19 protein-coding genes are annotated in these 18,038 nt (G+C 73.8%); 15 read left to right on the plus strand and 4 right to left on the minus strand.

Translation table 11 applies throughout. The features are described from left to right. Positions 1–461: 461 nt before the first annotated feature. The gene (locus LX83_RS16005) at positions 462–1,550 is read right to left on the minus strand and encodes a hypothetical protein (RefSeq protein ID WP_407649590.1); all 1,089 of its coding nucleotides are present in this window, start codon (positions 1,548–1,550) and stop codon (positions 462–464) included. Positions 1,551–1,638: 88 nt separating this feature from the next. Here LX83_RS16005 and LX83_RS16010 point away from each other — a divergent pair, with 88 nt between their 5' ends. The 5 genes from LX83_RS16010 to LX83_RS16030 are packed head-to-tail and all read left to right on the plus strand — an operon-like array spanning position 1,639 to position 6,931. Continuing rightward, positions 1,639–3,234 carry an ABC transporter substrate-binding protein gene (locus LX83_RS16010; RefSeq protein WP_253772075.1) on the plus strand — a complete coding sequence of 532 codons (1,596 nt, stop codon included), beginning with the start codon at positions 1,639–1,641 and terminating at the stop codon, positions 3,232–3,234. Next, positions 3,231–4,232 (plus strand): ABC transporter permease, encoded by a 1,002-nt coding sequence (locus LX83_RS16015; RefSeq protein WP_253772077.1) that lies wholly within the window; start codon positions 3,231–3,233, stop codon positions 4,230–4,232. The genes LX83_RS16010 and LX83_RS16015 overlap by 4 nt, the downstream gene beginning before the upstream one ends. Next, a complete protein-coding gene (locus tag LX83_RS16020) occupies positions 4,225–5,175 on the plus strand; it encodes an ABC transporter permease (RefSeq protein WP_253772079.1) in 951 nt (316 codons plus the stop codon). The genes LX83_RS16015 and LX83_RS16020 overlap by 8 nt, the downstream gene beginning before the upstream one ends. Then, a complete protein-coding gene (locus LX83_RS16025) occupies positions 5,172–6,221 on the plus strand; it encodes an ABC transporter ATP-binding protein (protein ID WP_253772082.1) in 1,050 nt (349 codons plus the stop codon). Before LX83_RS16020 ends, LX83_RS16025 begins: the two co-directional genes overlap by 4 nt. Next, on the plus strand, positions 6,215–6,931 hold the full coding sequence (locus LX83_RS16030) for an ABC transporter ATP-binding protein (protein ID WP_253772084.1): 717 nt from the start codon (positions 6,215–6,217) through the stop codon (positions 6,929–6,931). The genes LX83_RS16025 and LX83_RS16030 overlap by 7 nt, the downstream gene beginning before the upstream one ends. Here the strand turns inward: LX83_RS16030 and LX83_RS16035 are convergent. Next, positions 6,889–8,223, minus strand: a complete 1,335-nt coding sequence (locus tag LX83_RS16035) for a M14 family metallopeptidase (RefSeq protein ID WP_253772087.1) — start codon at positions 8,221–8,223, stop codon at positions 6,889–6,891. The two genes, LX83_RS16030 and LX83_RS16035, sit on opposite strands and share 43 nt — an antisense overlap. 281 nt (positions 8,224–8,504) lie before the next feature. Here LX83_RS16035 and hisD point away from each other — a divergent pair, with 281 nt between their 5' ends. The 8 genes from hisD (at position 8,505) to LX83_RS16075 (ending at position 14,964) form a co-directional block, all read left to right on the plus strand. Beyond that, positions 8,505–9,839, plus strand: coding sequence for a histidinol dehydrogenase (gene hisD / locus LX83_RS16040; protein WP_253772089.1), 1,335 nt, complete (start codon positions 8,505–8,507; stop codon positions 9,837–9,839). A gap of 11 nt (positions 9,840–9,850) precedes the next feature. Next, positions 9,851–10,957 carry a histidinol-phosphate transaminase gene (locus LX83_RS16045; protein ID WP_253772092.1) on the plus strand — a complete coding sequence of 369 codons (1,107 nt, stop codon included), beginning with the start codon at positions 9,851–9,853 and terminating at the stop codon, positions 10,955–10,957. After that, the gene (gene hisB / locus LX83_RS16050) at positions 10,954–11,553 is read left to right on the plus strand and encodes an imidazoleglycerol-phosphate dehydratase HisB (RefSeq protein WP_253772094.1); all 600 of its coding nucleotides are present in this window, start codon (positions 10,954–10,956) and stop codon (positions 11,551–11,553) included. Before LX83_RS16045 ends, hisB begins: the two co-directional genes overlap by 4 nt. A 40-nt stretch (positions 11,554–11,593) precedes the next feature. Further along, entirely contained in the window at positions 11,594–11,749 is a 156-nt protein-coding gene (locus tag LX83_RS16055; protein ID WP_253772096.1) for a hypothetical protein, read from the plus strand. A gap of 562 nt (positions 11,750–12,311) precedes the next feature. Further along, complete coding sequence (locus tag LX83_RS16060) at positions 12,312–12,428, plus strand: lasso RiPP family leader peptide-containing protein (RefSeq protein WP_253772098.1); 117 nt, start codon at positions 12,312–12,314, stop codon at positions 12,426–12,428. 4 nt (positions 12,429–12,432) lie between these two features. After that, the gene (locus LX83_RS16065) at positions 12,433–14,277 is read left to right on the plus strand and encodes a lasso peptide isopeptide bond-forming cyclase (RefSeq protein WP_253772100.1); all 1,845 of its coding nucleotides are present in this window, start codon (positions 12,433–12,435) and stop codon (positions 14,275–14,277) included. Further along, on the plus strand, positions 14,255–14,515 hold the full coding sequence (locus LX83_RS16070) for a lasso peptide biosynthesis PqqD family chaperone (protein WP_253772102.1): 261 nt from the start codon (positions 14,255–14,257) through the stop codon (positions 14,513–14,515). The genes LX83_RS16065 and LX83_RS16070 overlap by 23 nt, the downstream gene beginning before the upstream one ends. Next, the gene (locus LX83_RS16075; RefSeq protein ID WP_253772104.1) at positions 14,512–14,964 is read left to right on the plus strand and encodes a lasso peptide biosynthesis B2 protein; all 453 of its coding nucleotides are present in this window, start codon (positions 14,512–14,514) and stop codon (positions 14,962–14,964) included. The genes LX83_RS16070 and LX83_RS16075 overlap by 4 nt, the downstream gene beginning before the upstream one ends. A gap of 57 nt (positions 14,965–15,021) precedes the next feature. Here LX83_RS16075 and LX83_RS16080 read toward each other — a convergent pair whose 3' ends face one another. Continuing rightward, positions 15,022–15,633: a TetR/AcrR family transcriptional regulator gene (locus LX83_RS16080; protein ID WP_253772770.1), complete on the minus strand. Its 612-nt coding sequence runs from the start codon at positions 15,631–15,633 to the stop codon at positions 15,022–15,024. A gap of 164 nt (positions 15,634–15,797) precedes the next feature. On the opposite strand from LX83_RS16080, the gene LX83_RS16085 reads away from it, so the two are divergent. Both LX83_RS16085 and LX83_RS16090 read left to right on the plus strand, forming a co-directional pair. After that, a complete protein-coding gene (locus LX83_RS16085) occupies positions 15,798–17,015 on the plus strand; it encodes an MFS transporter (protein ID WP_253772106.1) in 1,218 nt (405 codons plus the stop codon). 70 nt (positions 17,016–17,085) lie between these two features. Then, positions 17,086–17,523: a low affinity iron permease family protein gene (locus LX83_RS16090; protein WP_253772108.1), complete on the plus strand. Its 438-nt coding sequence runs from the start codon at positions 17,086–17,088 to the stop codon at positions 17,521–17,523. 12 nt (positions 17,524–17,535) lie between these two features. On the opposite strand, the gene soxR is transcribed toward LX83_RS16090, so the two are convergent. Beyond that, positions 17,536–17,997 carry a redox-sensitive transcriptional activator SoxR gene (gene soxR, locus LX83_RS16095; protein WP_253772110.1) on the minus strand — a complete coding sequence of 154 codons (462 nt, stop codon included), beginning with the start codon at positions 17,995–17,997 and terminating at the stop codon, positions 17,536–17,538. Positions 17,998–18,038: the final 41 nt, after the last annotated feature.

Consider the following 18,038-nt stretch of genomic DNA (forward strand, 5'->3'; position numbering starts at 1 on the left):
CGCACGTGCGGCTACCGAGAGGGGTATCGACCCTGACCGGATCTCCTTGACCGTGACATTGCGGGCTGCCCGCCACTCGCTGGTCCTCGCCCGCACGGCAGGCGGGGGCGAGGGCTTGGCCGGTGCCGTACCCGCGGGGATCCGCCACGCGATGCTGAACCCGCGCGAACTCGGCCCGAAGCATCGCCGATCACGGATTCTGCCCCGGCGCGTCAAACGGCCAGTCTCGCCCTTTGCCTACAACAAGACCAGACACGACGAATCCTTGTCCCGGGTGAGGATCAGCTACAGCATCACCCCGCCAACACCCGACTTGACACCTGGCTCAACGACCTAACTTCCCGGCATTGCTTTGCAAACACTGCGAGTTGACACTTCGCGCAGGCCCGTTCGGGTGAACAGGGGGTGCCGCCGGGGCCGGACGGGTGCGGGTCAGGTCGCGGTCGCGCCCGGCCGGTGGCTCACTCCGCGTGCGACAGCTCCCACAGGTGCAGGCTGGTCCGGTCCCTGGTGAGCGTGCCCCACCGGCCCCGGCCGGCCGACAGGGGCGAGCCCGCGATCGGGAACGGGTAGGCGACCTGGCCGCGCAGGGTCATCGTGCGCGGGTCGACGAGCCAGTGGCGGGGCGTCTCCGCGTAATCCTCGGTGCCGACCACGGCGGTGTCGTCGTGCGGGAACGCGGCCTCGTAGGCCCAGCGGGCGCGGTCGTCGGTCGCCGGCGGCGGCACGGCCGCCTCGTCCAGCTGCCGCAGTTCCGCGCCGTCGGCTGCCCGGTGCAGGTAGAGGGTCCACTGCCCGGGGTCGGTGGTCAGGAAGTGCTCGCCGGACGGGCTCACGGCGAGGAACACCTCCTCGACGAACCGCTGGACCGTGAGTTCCGCGCCGTCCCAGTGCCCCCACAGCACGGGGGAGTTCTCGTCCCCCTCGCCGACGGTCAGTCCCATGTGGGCCGGGTCCGGGTGGGGGAAGTGCGCCGAGCCCGAGCCCACCGTCATGGTCGCGGCCCGGCCCAGCACCGTGCCGTCGGCGGGGTCGATGACCAGCCACTCCTCCTGGACGTCGTCCCCCACGTGGCCGCGCACGTGGGCCCACAGGAGCGCGCCGTCCGGGGAGAACGCCGCCGAGCCGCTGTCCGCGCGCGCGTGGTGGTCGTCGTCGGCGTACTCGGCGAACGAGGCGTGCGCCTCGGCGCACACGGCCGCGGACCAGCAGCCGTGCCGGACCTCCCAGCGCACCGCGCCGGTCGGTTCCACCGCGCGCAGGGCGTGCACGCCGGCGAACACGGCGAGATCAGCCCCGGGGGAGACGGTCACCGAGCCGTACCGGCGGGGCCAGGGCGCGGGAAAGCGCACCTCGGGCGCGGCCCCGTCCAGGTCGCGGACGACCAGTTCGGTGTCCCCGCGCTGCACCAGCAGCGTGCGCCCCGGCCAGCCCAGCACCTGGGGGCCGTCCGAGGTCGCGGGGTCGAGCGGCGCGGCGACGGTGGCCACCAGACGGGCGGCGAACCGGGCGGAACTGCTGTGGACGGCGTCGTTCGGCACGGGCGACATCCTGTCACGCGTGCCGGAGGCGGATTGATCTCACAGTGGCCGGCGCTTTATTGCCATTCTTTCGCAACAGTCCTTATTGTCCCCGGTCGTGCGCCAACGACCCGTTCCGCTGCCCGCGGTCCTGCTGCTCGCCGCCTCGGTCGCGGCCGGCTGCACCACGCCGACCACGCCCACCGCGGACGGCGGCCCGGCCGGAACCTCGATCACCATCGGCGACGGGTCCGAGCCGGACACGCTGAACCCGCTGCTGGGCTTCGGCGAGGACGGGGTGTCCAAGCTCTACGACGGGCTGGTCGAGCACAACGCCGACCGCAGCCTGCGGCCGGCGCTGGCCAGCGGCCTGCCAACGGCCACACCGGACGGTCGCAGTTGGACGGTGGGCCTGCGCACCGGCGTGAAGTTCAGCGACGGCACCGACTTCGACGCCCAGGACGTGGTCGCCACCTACCGGGCGCTGCGCGACCCGGCCTACGCCTCGTCGCTGACCTCGGACTACGCCATGATCTCGGACGTGGTCGCACTGGACGCGAACACCGTCCGGTTCGACCTGTCCCACCCGTACGCGCCGTTCCCGCACAAGCTCGTGCTCGGCATCGTGCCCAGCGAGAAGCTGGCCCAGCCGGGGCCGCTGGAGGCCAACCCGCTCAACACCGAGCCGGTGGGCACCGGCCCGTACCGGCTCGCCGAGTGGCGGCGCGGCGAGCGGCTGGTGCTGGAGGCCAACCCCGACTACTTCGGCGGCGCGCCCGCGGTCACCAAGGTCACGGTGGTGTTCGCCACCGACGACAACACCAGGGCGCAGCGGATGAGCGGCGGCGAGTTCGACGCCACCGTGCTGCCGCCCACCCTGGCCGCCACCTTCGCCGACACCGACGACGTCACGGTCATCACCCACCACAGCGCCGACTACCGCACCATCGCGCTGCCCACGCACCACCCGGTCACCGGCGACGCCGCGGTCCGGCTCGCGCTCAACCACGCGGTCAACCGGCAGGGCATGATCGACGCCTACCTCGGCGGCAAGGGCGTGCCCGCGTACACGCCGATCCCGCCGGTGCTGCCCGAGTTCGTGGAGCCGGCCGCCACCTTCTCCTACGACCGGGAGCAGGCCGAGCGCATCCTCGACCAGGCCGGCTGGGTGAAGGGGGCCGACGGGGTGCGCGCCCGCGACGGCGTGCCGGCCCGGTTCACCCTGATGTACGCGGCCGGTGACGCCGTGCGCAAGGACCTGGCCACCGCGTTCGCCTCGGACGCCAGGGCGGTCGGCATCGAGGTCAGCCTGGAGGGCCTGGGCTGGGAGGCCATCGACCCGAGGCTGGGCCAGGACGCGGTGGTGCTGGCCGGCGGCCGGCCGTTCGACCCGGACCTCACCGCCTACCCGCTGCTGCACTCCTCGTACGCGGCCAACGGCTACAACAACCCCGGTTCGTACGCCAACCCCGAGGTCGACGCCGCCCTGGACGCCGGAAGGCACACCACCGACCCCGGCCAGCGCGCGGTCGCCTACAAGCAGTTCCAGCGCGCCTACACCGCCGACCCGGGCATGGTGTTCCTGGCCTTCCTCGACCACACCTACGTGCTGCGCGACCGGTGGCAGGGCTACCAGGAGGTGGTCGACCCGCACACCCACGGCCTGACCTGGGGGCCGTGGTGGAACCTGCCGTCCTGGACCCCCATCTCGTGAGCGCCGGCACCGCCTCCCGCGGCCGGGGCAGGGCCGTGCTCGGCCTGGTCGGCCGGCGCCTGGCGCTGGCCGTCCCGGTGTTCGGGCTGGTCTCGGTCGGGGTGTTCGCGCTCGGCGCGATCTCCCCGTTCGACCCGGTCTACCAGTACTACGGCAGCCGGATCTTCACCGCGGACGAGGCCGACGTGGCCCGGGTGCGGGCCGAACTGGGGCTGGACGACGGCCTGCTGGCGCAGTTCGGCCGGTGGGCCGGCGGCCTGCTCTCCGGGGACCTGGGCACCAGCCGGTCCCTGCGCCAGCCGGTCGCCCAGGTGCTGGCCGAGCGGCTGCCGTGGACGCTGCTGCTGGTGTGCGCCGGGCTGGCCGTGGCCGTGCTGCTGGCCCTGGTGTTCGGGGTGTGGGCGGCGTGGCGGCAGGGCGGCTGGCTGGACCGGGTGGTCACCGCGGTCGGCCACGGCCTGGAGGGGGTGCCGCCGTTCGTGCTGGCCCTGGGCGCGATCGCGGTGTTCGCGCTGGGCCTGCGCTGGCTGCCGGTGGCCGGGCTGACCGACGCCGGGGCCGCGGCCAGCCCCGGCCAGGTGGCCAGGCACCTGGTGCTGCCCGCGCTGGTGCTGGGCGTGTCCCAGTCGCCGTGGCTGGTGCTGCACGTGCGCCAGTCCCTGCTGACCGCGCTGGCCGAGGACCACGTGACCGGGGCGCGCGCCCGGGGCCTGGCCGAGCACGTGGTGGTGCTGCGGCACGCCCTGCCCACCGCGCTGCTGCCGTTCGTCACCGTGCTCGGCGCGCGCGTGCCGGAACTGGTCACCGGCGCGGTGCTGGTGGAGGAGGTCTTCTCCTGGCCGGGCGTGGCCGCCGCGGTGGTGCGGGCCGCGCTGGCCGTGGACTTCCCGCTGCTGGCCGCGCTGACCCTGCTGGCCACGGCGGCCGTGCTGCTCGGCTCGCTGCTGGCGGACGTGGCCACCGCGCTGCTCGACCCGAGGGTGGCCACGGATGGCTGACCCCGTGCCGGAGACCACCGACACCGACAACACCGACACCGACACCGACATCGGGGGCGGGTGGCACTCGGCCGCGCGCCGCCGCGCGGGCACGCCCCGGCGCGCGGCCGCCGCGGCCGGCCGGGCCCGGCTGCGCGGCGGCGTGAGCCTGGTACTGCTTGGCCTGCTCGCGCTGGTCGCGCTGCTGGTGCCCTGGCTGGGTGACGCGGCCGGGCAGCAGGTCGACTACGCGGCGGTGCTGCGGCCGCCCAGCCCGGCCCACCCGTTCGGCACCGACGGCTCCGGCCACGACCTGTTCGTGCGCGCCAGCGCGGGCCTGCGGGTCTCGCTGCTGGTGGCCACGGCCTGCGCGCTGGCCTCGACCGTGCTCGGCGCGGCCGTGGGCGCGCTGGCCGGCGCGGTGGGCGGCTGGCTGGACCGGCTGCTGATGCGCCTGGTGGACACCGTCAACGCCGTGCCGCACCTGCTGCTGGGCATCGTGATCGTGGCGCTGTTCCGGGGCAGCCTCGGCGCGGTGGTGGTGTCCATCGCCGCCACGCACTGGACCACGGTGGCCCGGATCGTGCGCGCCGAGGTGCTGTCGCTGCGCTCCCGGCCGTTTCTGGACGCGGCCATCTCCGGCGGGTCGTCCCGGGCCAGGGTGCTGCGCCGGCACCTGCTGCCGGCGGTGGTGCCGCAGGCCGCGCTGTCCGCGGTGCTGCTGCTGCCGCACGCGGTGTGGCACGAGACCGCGCTCAGCTTCCTCGGCCTCGGCCTGCCGCCGCACCTGCCCAGCCTGGGCAACATCCTGGGGGAGAGCCGGCGCGCGGTGCTGCTGGGCGCCTGGTGGGTGGTGGCGCTGCCGTCCGCGCTGCTGGTGCTGGCCACCCTGGCCACCTCCGGCCTGGCCGCGGGCTGGCGGGACCGGCTGGTGCCCCGGCGGCGATCGGAGCTGGCCCTGTGAGCGACCAGACCGTGAGCGACCAGACCGTGCACGACCAGGCGGTGGGCGGCCAGGCGGCTCCGCTGCTGACCGTCGAGGCCATGTCGGTGCGGTTCACCCTCGGCCGGCCCGCGGCGCGGCGGGTGTTCGCGCGGCGCGCGGCAGGCCGGGGCGAGGTGCACGCGGTCACCGACGTCAGCTTCGCGTTGCGGCCCGGGCAGGTGCTTGCCCTGGTCGGGGAGAGCGGGTGCGGCAAGTCCGTGCTGGCCTCGGCGCTGCTGGGCCTGCTGCCGGCCAACGCGCGGCTGCGCGGCCGGGCCGTGCTCGCCGACCCGGCTGGCGCGCCCGTGGAACTGCTCGGCGCGCCCGAACCGGTGCTGGCCGGCCGGGTGCGCGGCCGGCTGGTCGGCCTGGTGCCGCAGTCCGCGGCCACCCACCTCACGCCGGTGCGCACGGCCGGCGCCCAACTGGTGGAGGCGGTGCGGGCACTGCGGCCGGCGGTGGCCGAGCCGCGCGCGCTGGCCGAGGCGCTGGCCGACCGGGTGGGCCTGCCGCGCCAGGCCCTGGACAGCTACCCGCACGAGCTGTCCGGCGGCACGGTGCAGCGGGTGGCCGTGGCCATGGCGCTGGCCGGCGACCCGCCGGTGGTGCTGGCCGACGAGCCCACCACCGGGCTGGACCGGCCACTGGTCGACCGCACCGTGGACATGCTCGCCGAACTCGCCGACCAGGGGAGGGCAGTGCTGCTGATCACCCACGACCTGGCCGCGGCCAAACGGGTGGCCACCCACGTGGCCGTGATGTACGCCAGCCGGCTGGTGGAGATCGCCCCGGCCGGGCAGCTGTTCACCGAGCCGTGGCACCCCTACACCGGCATGCTGCTGGACGCCCTGCCGGACGGCGCGTTCACCCCGATCCCCGGCCACCCGCCGGAGCTGACCGCGCTGCCGTCGGGCTGCGCGTTCTGCCGGCGCTGCCCGGACGTGCCCGGGTACGCGCCGTGCACCGACGACCCCGGCCTCATCCGAGTTGGCGACCGCTGGGTCGCCGCCCACCCGCCGTGCTGAGCGCGACCGGGATCGTGGCCGGCTACCGGCGGGGCCGGCCGGTGCTGGACGGCGTCGACCTGGGCGTGGCCCCGGGCGAGGTGGTCGGCCTGGCCGGGCCGAGCGGCTGCGGCAAGTCCACCCTGGCCCGGGTGGTCAGCCTGCTGCACCGGCCGTGGGCGGGCCGGGTCAGCGTGGACGGCACCGTGGTGACCCGGTTCCGCCACGCCGCGCCGGCCAGCCTGCGCACCCGGGTCGGCGTGGTGTTCCAGCAGCCCCGGCTGTCCGTGGACCCGCGGTTCACGCTGCGCGCGGTGGTCGCCGAACCGCTGCTGGCGGCGGGCGCGGACCGGGCCACCGCGGCCGAGACCGTGGCCGAGCTGGCCGACCGGGTCGGGCTGACCGGGGAGCTGCTGTCCCGCCGGCCGCACGAGGTCAGCGACGGGCAGTTGCAGCGCGCCTGCCTGGCCAGGGCGCTGGCGCCGCGGCCGGGCTACCTGGTCTGCGACGAGATGACCGCGATGCTGGACGCCTCCACCACCGCGGCCCTGGTCCGGGTGGTGCTCGACCACGTGCGCGACACCGGCGCCGGGGTGCTGGCGATCAGCCACGACGAGAGCCTGCTCGCGGTCTGGGCGGACCGGGTCAGCCGCCTCGGGGGAGCCGGCCGACCCGGTGCCGGGGGTGGTCAGCAGGAGCCGCCGATGACGCGCGGCACGCAGTCGGCGTAGCTGAGCAGCAGGTCGACCGCGCCGTCGTTGCGCGCGGTCTGCGCGGCGATCACGGTGTCGCGCGGGTAGAACCCGTTCAGGCCGCTGCCGCTGCTCGGGTACATCTCGAAGGTGTAGCTCCAGATCTTGTGCTGGCCCCACATCCAGTCGTTGACGTCGCCGTCGGTGATGTAGAGGTCACTGCTCTGCATGGGCGTGTAGCCGTTGCTGCCGGCCATCTGCTCGCCCAGCGCGGCGAACGCCCTGGCCTGGTCGGCGGTCAGGCCGGGAGCGGTGTCGTTGTAGGTGTAGCCGTAGGGCCACAGCACCAGCTCGGAGTAGGTGTGGAAGTCGATGTGCGCGGTGATCTGCTGCTTGCCGCCGACCACGCGGGAGTTCACGAAGTCGCGCACCCGCTGGGTCTCCGGCGCGGAGAACGCGGACGCGCCCCGGTAGGTCTCACTGCCGGTGCTGCCGCTGGACCCGCCGCAGCAGCCCCACTGGTAGCCCCAGTTGCGGTTCAGGTCGGTGCCCGCCGACGAGCTGCCCGAGTTCGGCTGCCGGTTCTTGCGCCAGCCGCGCAGCGTGCCTGCGGCGATGTCGTACTCGGCGCCGTCCGGGTTGACCGTGGGCACCACCCAGATCTCCCGGCTGTCCACAAGGGACTTGATCGCCGCGTTGCCGGCGTAGTTGTCGGTCAGCCGGTTGACGATGCGCAGGCACATCTCCACGGTGAGGTGCTCGCGGGCGTGCTGGTTGCAGGTGAACAGCACCTCGGGCTTGCTCTGGTCGGTGCCGGGGTTGTTGCTGATCTTGACCAGCGGCAGGCTCCGGCCCTCGTAGGAGTTGCCGATGCTGGACACCCGGACCAGGTTGGGGTGGTCGGTGGCGGCCTTCTGCAACTCCGCGGTCAGCTCGGCGTAGTTGTGGTAGCCGGTGTAGCCGGACGGGAAGTCCGCCGTGCCCACCGGGCCGGCCTTGGTGCCGGCGTCCCGGGTGAGCGCGTCGAGCTGCTCCTGGGTGCTGCCCAGCGAGGTCATGGTGAACCCGGCCCGGTGCAGCTGCTTGGCCTGCTCCTCGGTGGCGATCAGGGTCATCTGGTCACCGCGCACGCTGAGCACGTCAACACCGGTGTTCGCCACCCTGGTGCGGTCCTGCGGGGTCGCCGCGGTCACCTGGTAGGTGGTCGAGTCCGTGCTCGCCGATTCCGTGGTGGTCGCGGTCGGGTCCGCGTTGGCGGCCACCACGGGGGTGAGCGCCGCCAGCGTGATCCCGGCCACCAAGGCGACGAGCCTGCGACGGGTTGTCGACATTGGGCCTCCGATGGTCGACGGAGAGTGAGACCTACGGCATGTTACGGATGCCGTGCGTAGTTGACCGGCTACTCCGCAACACGTGCCATGGAGCGTGACTCCGCGCCCTGCCCGGGGAAAGGACCGTTTGTCGCCTTCCCGGGGGACGGTCGGGGTGACTGTTAACAGTTGCGCCGGGTCGCCGGCGGCGCGGCCCGCCCGGTGTGTCCGTTGTGGCCGGCGGCGCACGCCGTACCCTGGGGTGCGTAGCTCGCCAGCCGTCGGACGAACCGAGGAAGTCCATGCTCAGCCGCATTGACCTGCGTGGTCGTGTCCCCGCCCCGGTGGAACTGCGTGCGGTCCTGCCCCGCGCCGAGGTCGATGTGGACGCGGTGCTGCATCGGGTTCGCCCGATCGTGGACGACGTGGCCGCGCGCGGGGTGGCCGCCGTGCTGGACGCCACCGAGCGGCTGGACCGGATCCGGCCGGAGCGGGTGCGGGTGCCCGTCGAGGAGCTGACCGCCGCACTGGCCGGGTTGGACCCGAGCGTGCGCGCGGCGCTGGAGGAGACCATCGCCAGGGCCCGCGCGGTGCACGCCGACCAGCGCCGGGTGGACGTGACCACCCGGGTGGTGCCCGGTGGCACGGTCACCGAGCGCTGGGTGCCGGTGGCCAGGGTCGGCCTGTACGCGCCGGGCGGGCTGGCCGTCTACCCGTCCAGCGTGGTGATGAACGTGGTCCCGGCGCAGACCGCCGGGGTGGAGTCGCTGGTGGTGTGCTCGCCGCCGCAGGCGGAGCACGGCGGCCGGCCGCACCCGACGATCCTGGCCGCCTGCGCGCTGCTGGGCGTCACCGAGGTGTGGGCGGTGGGCGGTGCCCAGGCCGTGGCGCTGCTCAGCTACGGCGGCACCGACACCGACGGCGCCGAACTGGCCCCGGTCGACCTGATCACCGGCCCGGGCAACATCTACGTCACCGCGGCCAAGCGGCTGCTGCGCGGCCTGGTGGGCATCGACTCCGAGGCCGGCCCCACCGAGATCGCCATCCTGGCCGACGACACCGCCGACGCCAGGCACGTAGCCGCCGACCTGATCAGCCAGGCCGAGCACGACACCCTGGCGGCCAGCGTGCTGGTGACCACCTCCGAGGAGCTGGCCGACGCGGTCGACGCCGAGCTGGCCAGGCAGGTCGAGGCCACCAAGCACACCGAGCGGATCAGCACGGCGTTGCGCGGCAAGCAGTCCGGCTGCGTGCTGGTGTCCACTGTGGACGACGGGCTGCGGGTGGTGGACGCCTACGCCGCCGAGCACCTGGAGATCCAGACCGCCGACGCGCGGGCCGTGGCCGCCCGGGTGCGCAACGCCGGCGCGGTGTTCGTCGGCGCGTACTCCCCGGTGTCGCTGGGCGACTACTGCGCCGGCTCCAACCACGTGCTGCCCACCGGCGGCTGCGCCCGGCACTCCTCGGGCCTGTCCGTGCAGACCTTCCTGCGCGGCATCCACGTCATCGACTACGACGAGCGGGCCCTGCGCGAGGTCGCCGACAAGGTGGTGGCGCTGGCCACCGCCGAGGACCTGCCCGCGCACGGCCAGGCCGTGACCGCGCGGTTCGACCAGACCCCACTCGACGAGAAGTGAGACGGAGCACCGTGACCGAGGTGATCGGCGGCCAGGTCGACCTGGCGGACCTGCCGCTGCGCGAGGACCTGCGCGGCCGGAGCCCGTACGGCGCGCCCCAGCTGGACGTGCCGGTTCGGCTCAACACCAACGAGAACCCCTACCCGCCGCCGCCCGAACTCGTGGCCGACGTGGCGCGGGCGGTGGCGGCCGAGGCCGCCGCGCTGCACCGCTACCCGGACCGGGACGCACTGGCGTTGCGCGCCGACCTGGCCGCCTACCTGACCCGCGCCACCGGCGTGGCGCTGGCGGTGGCCAACGTGTGGGCGGCCAACGGGTCCAACGAGGTGCTCCAGCAGATCCTGCAGGCCTTCGGCGGCCCGGACCGCACCGCGCTGGGCTTCGAGCCGTCCTACTCGATGCACCCGATCATCGCCTCGGGCACCCGCACCCGGTGGCTGCCCGCGCCGCGGCGCGCCGACTTCTCGCTGGACGCGGCCGAGGCCGCGCGCGTGGTGGCCGAGGCACGGCCCGACGTGGTGTTCGTGACCAGCCCCAACAACCCCACCGGCCAGTCGCTGCCACCCGAGGAGCTGCGCGCCCTGCTGGCGGCGGCGCCCGGGATCGTGGTGGTGGACGAGGCGTACGCGGAGTTCTCCGCCCAGCCCAGCGCGGTGCGGCTGCTGGCGGAGTTCCCGGAGAAGCTGATCGTCAGCCGCACCATGAGCAAGGCGTTCGCCTTCGCCGGTGGCCGGCTCGGTTACCTGGCGGCGGCGCCGGCCGTGGTGGACGCGCTGCAGCTGGTCCGGCTGCCCTACCACCTGTCCCGCATCACCCAGGCCGCGGCCAGGGCGGCGCTGCGGCACGCGGACGCCACCCTGGCATCGGTGGCGGCGCTGGCCGCCGAGCGCGACCGGGTGGCCGCCGAACTGGCCGGGCTCGGCTTCGAGGTGGTGCCCAGCGACGCGAACTTCGTGCTGTTCGGCCGGTTCGCGGACACGCCGGCGACCTGGCGGTCCTATCTGGACGCCGGCGTGCTGATCAGGGACGTGGGCATCGCCGGCCACCTGCGGGTGAGCATCGGCACGCCCGAGGAGAACGACGCGTTTCTCGCGGCCAGCAAGGAGGTAGCGCAGTGAACCGGGTCGCCACGGTGGAGCGGACCACCAGGGAGTCCTCGGTGTTCGTCGAACTCGACCTCGACGGTGCCGGCAAGGTGGACATCAACACCGGGGTGCCCTTCTACGACCACATGCTCACCGCCTTCGGCGTGCACGGCGCGCTGGACCTGGTGGTGCGGGCCACGGGGGACGTGGAGATCGACGCGCACCACACGGTGGAGGACATCGCGATCGTGCTCGGCCAGGCGATCCGGCAGGCGCTGGGCGACAAGGCCGGCATCCGCCGCTTCGGCGACGCGTGGATCCCGATGGACGAGACCCTGGCGCACGCCGCCGTGGACGTGTCGGGTCGGCCGTACTGCGTGCACGTGGGCGAGCCCGAGGCGTTCCACACCTTCACCATCGGCAACAACTACCCGTTCGTGCTCAACCGGCACGTGTTCGACTCGCTGGCCTTCCATGCCCAGATCGCCCTGCACGTGCGGGTGATCCACGGCCGGGACCCGCACCACATCGCCGAGGCGCAGTACAAGGCGATCGCCAGGGCGCTGCGCGCGGCCGTGGAGCCGGACCCGAGGCTGTCCGGGGTGCCCTCGACCAAGGGCGTGCTGTAGCCGCCCGCGCGTGGGGCGCTGGCAGCGGGAGAGGAAAGACGTGAGCAAGGATCTCATCTGGATCGCCCTGATGGCGCTGGCCGGCTTCCTGATCGGCGGTGCCTACAGCATGTGGAAGACGGCCAAGCCGCTCGCGGTGCTGCTGGGCGTTGGCGCCCTGCTCGCCGGCGCGGGCGCGGTCGCCTGGATGTTCTAGCACCGGCGCGGGCCGGGACCGGCGAGTCCGGCGTGGACCGTCGGTAGTGGACGTTCACCGACCACTGGCCGTTTCCGAGGCGGAAATTCACTGCCTCGACCAAAGAACAGAGCTGACCGCGACACAGGGCGCTGGTGCCGGGAGTACGCGAACGAGGTCACTGCGGTAATCGGCCAGTTCGCGAAAACCGTAACCAGGGGTTGGCTATTCCGACCTGGTGTGGGTTCATTCGTCGATCTCGTCCCAGAACGCGTGAACCTGCACTGGTCCTGGCAGGTCAACGCGTGCGGCGGAACCGCCGCCCGCGCTGGGGTTCGCGCAGGCCCGCGAGCACGGTGCGGCCTCTCAGTTCTTCGCGTTCATATTGTCCCCACCGATTTTCGCGCACCGCGTCCCGCGGCAAAGTTCACGCATACATCGAACTTGTTGAGTTTTCGTCACTCACTCGGTTGGCGCTCATCGGCGTTCAGGTGAACACCCGCGGAAAACTATTGCTGCTCGCCATTTCCCGCCTGCACGATGCGACCGTAGCTGTCCGGCTATCGAATGCGAGGAGGCTGTGATGGACGAACAGACGACGGTGGAGTACGTGCCGCCCATGCTGGCCGAGGTCGGCCAGTTCAGCGCGGACACCCTCGGCGCTTTCTACGGCGACGACGAGACCGGCGGAACGTTCTGAGTCTGTGACGCGCTCCGGGTTCGTGGTCCTGCCGGACACCGCCGCGACCGCGGCGGTCCGGGTGATGCTGCCGTGGCCAGCCCCGCAGGTGTTCTCACACGCCTCGGGGCGGCCGTGGCTGGTGGGTGACCGGCCCCTGGATTCGGTCGCCGTGGTGACGGCCGGCCCGGTGCGGATGGCGGTGATCGGGGTCTGCCCGGTCACCGCCCAGCAGTTCCGCCAGTTGGTCGCCCGGGTGCGGACCCTCGCCGACGTGGACGCGCTGGCCGCCGCACTGCCGGGCACGGCGCACGTCGTGGCCAGCATCGACGGCCAGACCCGGGTGCAGGGCAGCGTGACCGGACTGCGGCGGGTGTTCCACACCCGGATCCACGGGGTGCCCGTCGCGGCCGACCGCGCCGAGGTGCTCGCGGCCATGACCGGCGCCGCCGTGGACGAGCAGGCCCTGGCCACGAGAATGGCCTGCGGGCACATCCTGCCCGCCCCCCTGGCCGAACAGCCCCTGTGGCGCGGCATCACCGCGCTGCCACCGGACTGCTGCCTGATCGTCGGCCACGACCAGGCGCACACCCGACGGTGGTGGCGGCCGCCCGCCCCGGTGCGGGGGCTGGCCGAAGGCGCCCGCGCCGTGCGGGCGGCGTTGACCGACGCGATGCGGCACCGCGGTCCCGCCGCCGGGCGGCTCAGCGCTGATCTCTCCGGCGGGATGGACTCCACCAGCCTGTGCTTCCTGGCCGCCCAGCACACTCCCACCCTGCTGACCTACTGCCACGCCGCGGCCGGAGCCGGCGACGACGACGCCGTGTTCGCCGCGCGCGCCCGCCGCGCCCTGCCCCGGGCCGAGCACCTGGTGGTCGCCCCGGACGAGCTGCCGCCGTTGTTCGCCGACCCCACCCGGGTGGTCGACACCGAAGAACCCTGCCCCTACTTCCGCGCCGTCGCCCGGCACCGCCACCTCGCTGGTCTGCTGACCGAACGGGGGGCGCGCCGGCACCTGGCCGGGCACGGCGGCGACGAGTTGTTCACCAACGCGCTGCACGGCTACCTGCACCGGTTGCTGTGGCGGCGCCCGGTCACCGCGGTGCGCCACGTGCGTGGGTACCGGGCGCTGCGCCGGTGGCCGTGGCAGGCCACCCTGGTCGGGCTGGCGCGTGCGGGCAGTGTGGCCTCGTGGTGGCGCGCTCAAGCCGATCACCTCACCCACCCCCGCGACGCTCGGCGGCTGCCGCTGCTCGGGTGGGGGCTGATGGCGCTGCACGCCCAGCCGTGGATCACTCCCGCCGCCGCCGATCTGGCTCGGCAGGCGCTGCACGCCACCGCCGAGCACGCCCAGCCCCTGGCCGACGATCCCGGCCAACACCAGCTGCTGCTCCTGCTGCGCACCAACGCCTCCCACTACCGGCTCGTGGCCCGGGTGTTCAGCGACGCCGGCGTCCAGTTGGACATGCCCTACTTCGACGACCGCGTCGCCGACGCCGTCCTCGCCGTGCGCCCGGAGGAGCGGGCCTCACCCTGGCGGTACAAGCCACTGCTGGCCGAGGCGATGCGCGGCATCGTGCCCGAGACGCTGCTCGGCCGGACCACCAAGGGCGAGTTCAGCCAGGACAGCCGGACCGGGTTTCACGCCAACCGCGGCGCGATCCTCGCGCTGTTCGCCGACTCGGTGCTGGCCGGGCGCGGCCTGCTCGACCGCGACGCGCTGCGGGCCTGCCTGGCCACCCCGCAGCCCGACACCGTCATGCGGCAGAACCTGGAAGTCCTGATCAACTGTGAGACCTGGCTGCGTGCCGCACTCCGGTCCACCACCCCACCCCCGGGGAGAACTGATGCCGCTGCGCCTGCACCCTGACGTGACCATCACCGACACCGCCGACGGCACGGTGCTGCTGCACGGGCGCACCGGCCGCTACTACCAGCTCAACCCCACCGGGGCGGCCGTGCTGCACCGGCTGGTCGCCGGCGAGGAACCGGACCGCATCGCCCACCGGCTGGCCGAGCACCACCGCATCGACCCCGACCAGGCCCACCGGGACGTCACCGCCGTGCTGACGCAGCTGCTCGCGGCCACCCTGGTGGTGCGGTCATGAGCGTCCCGATGGCGGTGTCGCCTCGGGATCGGCTCCCCCTGTGGCGGCGTGGCCTGCCACTGGCCGCCGTCGCCCTGGCACGACTGCTGACCACGCTGCGCCCGGCCCGGCTGCGCCGGGTGCTGGAGTTCGTCCGGGGCGGCGCCGCCCCGGCCACCGCGGCGCAGGCGTTGCTCGCGCGGCGGGCGGTGGTGGCGGTGAGCCTGCGCTGCGCGGGGCAGGGCTGCCTGCAACGCTCGATCGCCACCGCGCTGCTGTGCCGGCTCCGGGGAGTCTGGCCCACCTGGTGCACCGGCGTGCGCACCGATCCGTTCGCCGCCCACGCCTGGGTCGAGGTCGACGGCCAGCCCGTCGGCGAACCGCATCCGAAAGGTCACTACGCGCCCCTGCTGACCATCCCACCAGTACCCCGCGACGCGGGCCAGGTCGGGCCGGCACGCCGCAGCTGATTGCTGGCACTGGCCATCCGGCGCGGGCCGTTCGGCCCGTCCCGGTCCCGGCTCCGCTCACTCCGGTCGGTACAGGCGCAGGAACGCGCGCACGCCGTGGGTGATGAGCCTGGTCACCTCCGACTCCGGCAGGGCGATCGCGCCGTAGAACGAGCGCTGGTGCGCGATGTCGATGAACGTCAGCAGGGTGAGGTAGTTGGCGGCCTCGTGCTCGTCGTCGATGGCGAGCAGGCCCTGGTCGGCGATCCGGCGCAGGTAGCCGGCCAGGTGCCGGTTCGAGCCGCGGGGGCCGGCCTCCTGCCAGGCCTCCAGCACCGGCCGGGGAATGCGGCCCGCCTCCGCGTGGATCGCCCGGACCAGGGCGAAGTGGTCCGCGGCCGAGGCCACCGCGGCGGCCCGGTCGACGCTGAAGGCGATCAGGTCCTCCTCCAGGTCGACGATCTTGCGCAGGTGCCGGTCCATCAGCGCGGCGATGGTCTGGGTGACCTCGACAGCGCCCTCCAGCGCGGTGGACTGGAACAGGTCCGCCTTGTCGTCGAAGTGGTTGTAGATGGTGCGCTTGGACACGCCGGCCTCGGCCGCGATCGCGTCCACGCTGGCCCGGGAGTAGCCGTCCCGGCCGAACACCAGCCGCGCCGCCTGGATGATCGCCCTGCGCTTCTCCGGCATGCCGGCCACGGCTGCCCCACCTCTCCTCGTCTGCCCGATGTGCACTGCCCGGTGCAGTGTACTACCAGCGCAGATCCTGAATGGTAAACCAGTCGGTGTTGCGGCAACACTGGTTGGTGTAGTTAGCTCTGCGGCACCGAACCACTCGCTGTCGAGGAGCGCTCATGACCGACCTGCGCACCGCCTCCGCTGATTCGCCGACGCGAACACCGTCCGCCCGGCCACCCGCGCGGGCACTGCCCGGCCCGTGGCTCGCCCTGCTCGCCGCGCCGGTCGCGCTGGGCACCACCGGGCCGACCGTGGTCCTGCCCCGGATCGCCGCCGACCTGGAAATCCCCGTGGCGGCGGCCACCTGGCTGGGCACCGCCTACGGCTGGGGCGTCGCCGTGGGCACCCCGCTGCTGGCCGGGCTGCTCCGGCTGCGCGGCATCCGCGCCGCCCTGCTGCTCGGCGCGGCCCTGGTCGGCGCCGGCACCCTGCTGCTGGTGCTGGCCCCCACCCTGCCGCTGCTGCTGGCCGGTCGGGTGGTGCAGGCGCTGGGTGCGGCCGGGCTGATCACCGCGGCGATGAACCTGGCCGGCTCGACCCGGCGAATGGGGCTGATCACCGCGGCCATCTCCGCGGCGGGCGCGGTGGGGCCGCTGGCCGGCACGCTGATCGGCGCCGCGGGGACCTGGCGCCCCGTGCTGGCCCTGGCCGCGCTCACGCTGCTGGCGGTGCCCGCCGCGCTGCGGGTGGCGCCCGCCGCGGCCAGCGCCCCGGTCAGTGAGTTCGACCTGCCGGGTGCCGGGTTGGTGCTGGTGCTGGCCACCGCCCTGGTCCTGGTGCCCAGAGCGGCGCTGCCCTCGGCGGCCGTGGCGGTGCTGGCCGCGGTCGCGCTGGCCCGGCACGTGCGGCGCCGCCCGGAGGGGTTCGTGCCGCTGGACGTGCTGCGCTCGCGGTCGTTCACGGGCTGCTGCGCGCTGGCGCTGGCCCTGGCCACGTCCTACTTCGCGATCCTCTACGCGGTGCCGAGGCTGCTCGCCGACCGCGGCTGGAGCGCGGGGAGCGTCGGTGTCGGCCAGTTGGCCGTGCTCCTGCTGGGCGCGTTGCTGGTGTGGGTGCTCACCTCGGTCCGGCTGGCGCGCCCGGTCGTGCTCGGCGTGCTGACCGGACTCGGGGTGCTGGCCCTGGGGCTGGTGCTCACGCCGTGGCCGGTGCCGGTGCTCGCCTCGGCCGGCGTGGCGGTGGTGTCCGCGTCCGGCACCCAGGCGACGCTGTCCGTGCTGGCCCCGGCGGCGGTGCCGGACCGGCACCGGCCGGTGGCCATCGGCCTGTTCAACCTCTGCTACCAGCTCGGCGGTGCCTTCGGCCCGGCACTGGTGGCACTGCTGCTGGCCTGACCCGGGCCGTTTCGGACCTCACCCGCCCGGGTACCAGCCTGACCTGCGGTGAAGAACGTGGGAGGTAGGCATGTCCGAGCGGCGGCGGAACAACCACAACGACGACAGCCACGGTCACGGCGAGATGCCCTCGGACGTCCGCGAGCCGCTGTCCGTGTTCGACCGGTTCGCCACCAAGGCCAGCGACTTCGTGTCCCGCGCCTGGTTCTTCCTGATGTGCGTGCTGATGGTGGTGCTGTGGGCGCCGTCGTACTTCGTGCTGCAGGAGGTGGACACCTGGCAGCTGATCATCAACACGGTCACCACGATCGTCACGTTCCTGCTGGTGGCGCTGTTGCAGAACACCCAGAAGCGGGCGGACGACGCCACCCAGCACAAGCTCAACGCGATCGCCGACGGCCTGGCCGACCTGATGCGCCGCACCGCCGCCCAGTACCCCGAACTGGACCAGGACCTGCGGGAGCTGCGCGACGCCGTGGGCCTGGAGGACCGGGAGAGCGCGTCCTGACCGCGGCGCCGGTCAGCAGCCGCCCTCGCCGGCCGGGGTGAGCAGGGAGGCGCCCGGGCCGCGCTGGCCGTACTGGTCGTCCGGGTTCTGCAGCGCGCACACCGACAGCGACAGGCAGCCGCAGCCGATGCACGAGGTCAGCCGGGTCCGCAGCCGGGTGAGCGCGTCGATGCGGGCGTCCAGTTCGGCCTGCCACCGCTTGGACAGCCGGGCCCAGTCCGACCGCGTGGGGTTGCGGTTGTCCGGCAGCGTGGCCAGGGCGGCGCGGATGTCCTCCAGGCTCAGGCCCACCCGCTGGGCCGCGCGGATGAACGCCAGCCGGCGCAGCACCGCCCTGGAGTAGCGCCGCTGGTTGCCACTGGTGCGCTCGGAGCTGATCAGCCCGCGCTCCTCGTAGAAGCGCAGCGCGGTGTGCGGCACCCCGCTGCGCTCGACCACCTGCCCGATGGTCAACTGGGTCGGCAGTTTGGACACGCCGGCAAGCCTAGCCTTGACCTCCACATAGGTCGAGGTTG

This window comes from Goodfellowiella coeruleoviolacea (genome assembly GCF_024171785.1).
GTDB lineage: Bacteria > Actinomycetota > Actinomycetes > Mycobacteriales > Pseudonocardiaceae > Goodfellowiella > Goodfellowiella coeruleoviolacea.

Coding starts and splice junctions, on each gene's coding strand:
- LX83_RS16005 (WP_407649590.1), bottom strand. CDS start 1,550: ATGTCGCCCGTGCCGAACGACGCCGTCCACAGCAGTTCCGCCCGGTTC.
- LX83_RS16020 (WP_253772079.1), top strand. CDS start 4,225: ATGGCTGACCCCGTGCCGGAGACCACCGACACCGACAACACCGACACC.
- LX83_RS16035 (WP_253772087.1), bottom strand. CDS start 8,223: ATGTCGACAACCCGTCGCAGGCTCGTCGCCTTGGTGGCCGGGATCACG.
- hisD (WP_253772089.1), top strand. CDS start 8,505: ATGCTCAGCCGCATTGACCTGCGTGGTCGTGTCCCCGCCCCGGTGGAA.
- LX83_RS16060 (WP_253772098.1), top strand. CDS start 12,312: ATGGACGAACAGACGACGGTGGAGTACGTGCCGCCCATGCTGGCCGAG.
- LX83_RS16070 (WP_253772102.1), top strand. CDS start 14,255: ATGCCGCTGCGCCTGCACCCTGACGTGACCATCACCGACACCGCCGAC.
- LX83_RS16075 (WP_253772104.1), top strand. CDS start 14,512: ATGAGCGTCCCGATGGCGGTGTCGCCTCGGGATCGGCTCCCCCTGTGG.
- LX83_RS16080 (WP_253772770.1), bottom strand. CDS start 15,633: ATGCCGGAGAAGCGCAGGGCGATCATCCAGGCGGCGCGGCTGGTGTTC.
- LX83_RS16085 (WP_253772106.1), top strand. CDS start 15,798: ATGACCGACCTGCGCACCGCCTCCGCTGATTCGCCGACGCGAACACCG.
- LX83_RS16090 (WP_253772108.1), top strand. CDS start 17,086: ATGTCCGAGCGGCGGCGGAACAACCACAACGACGACAGCCACGGTCAC.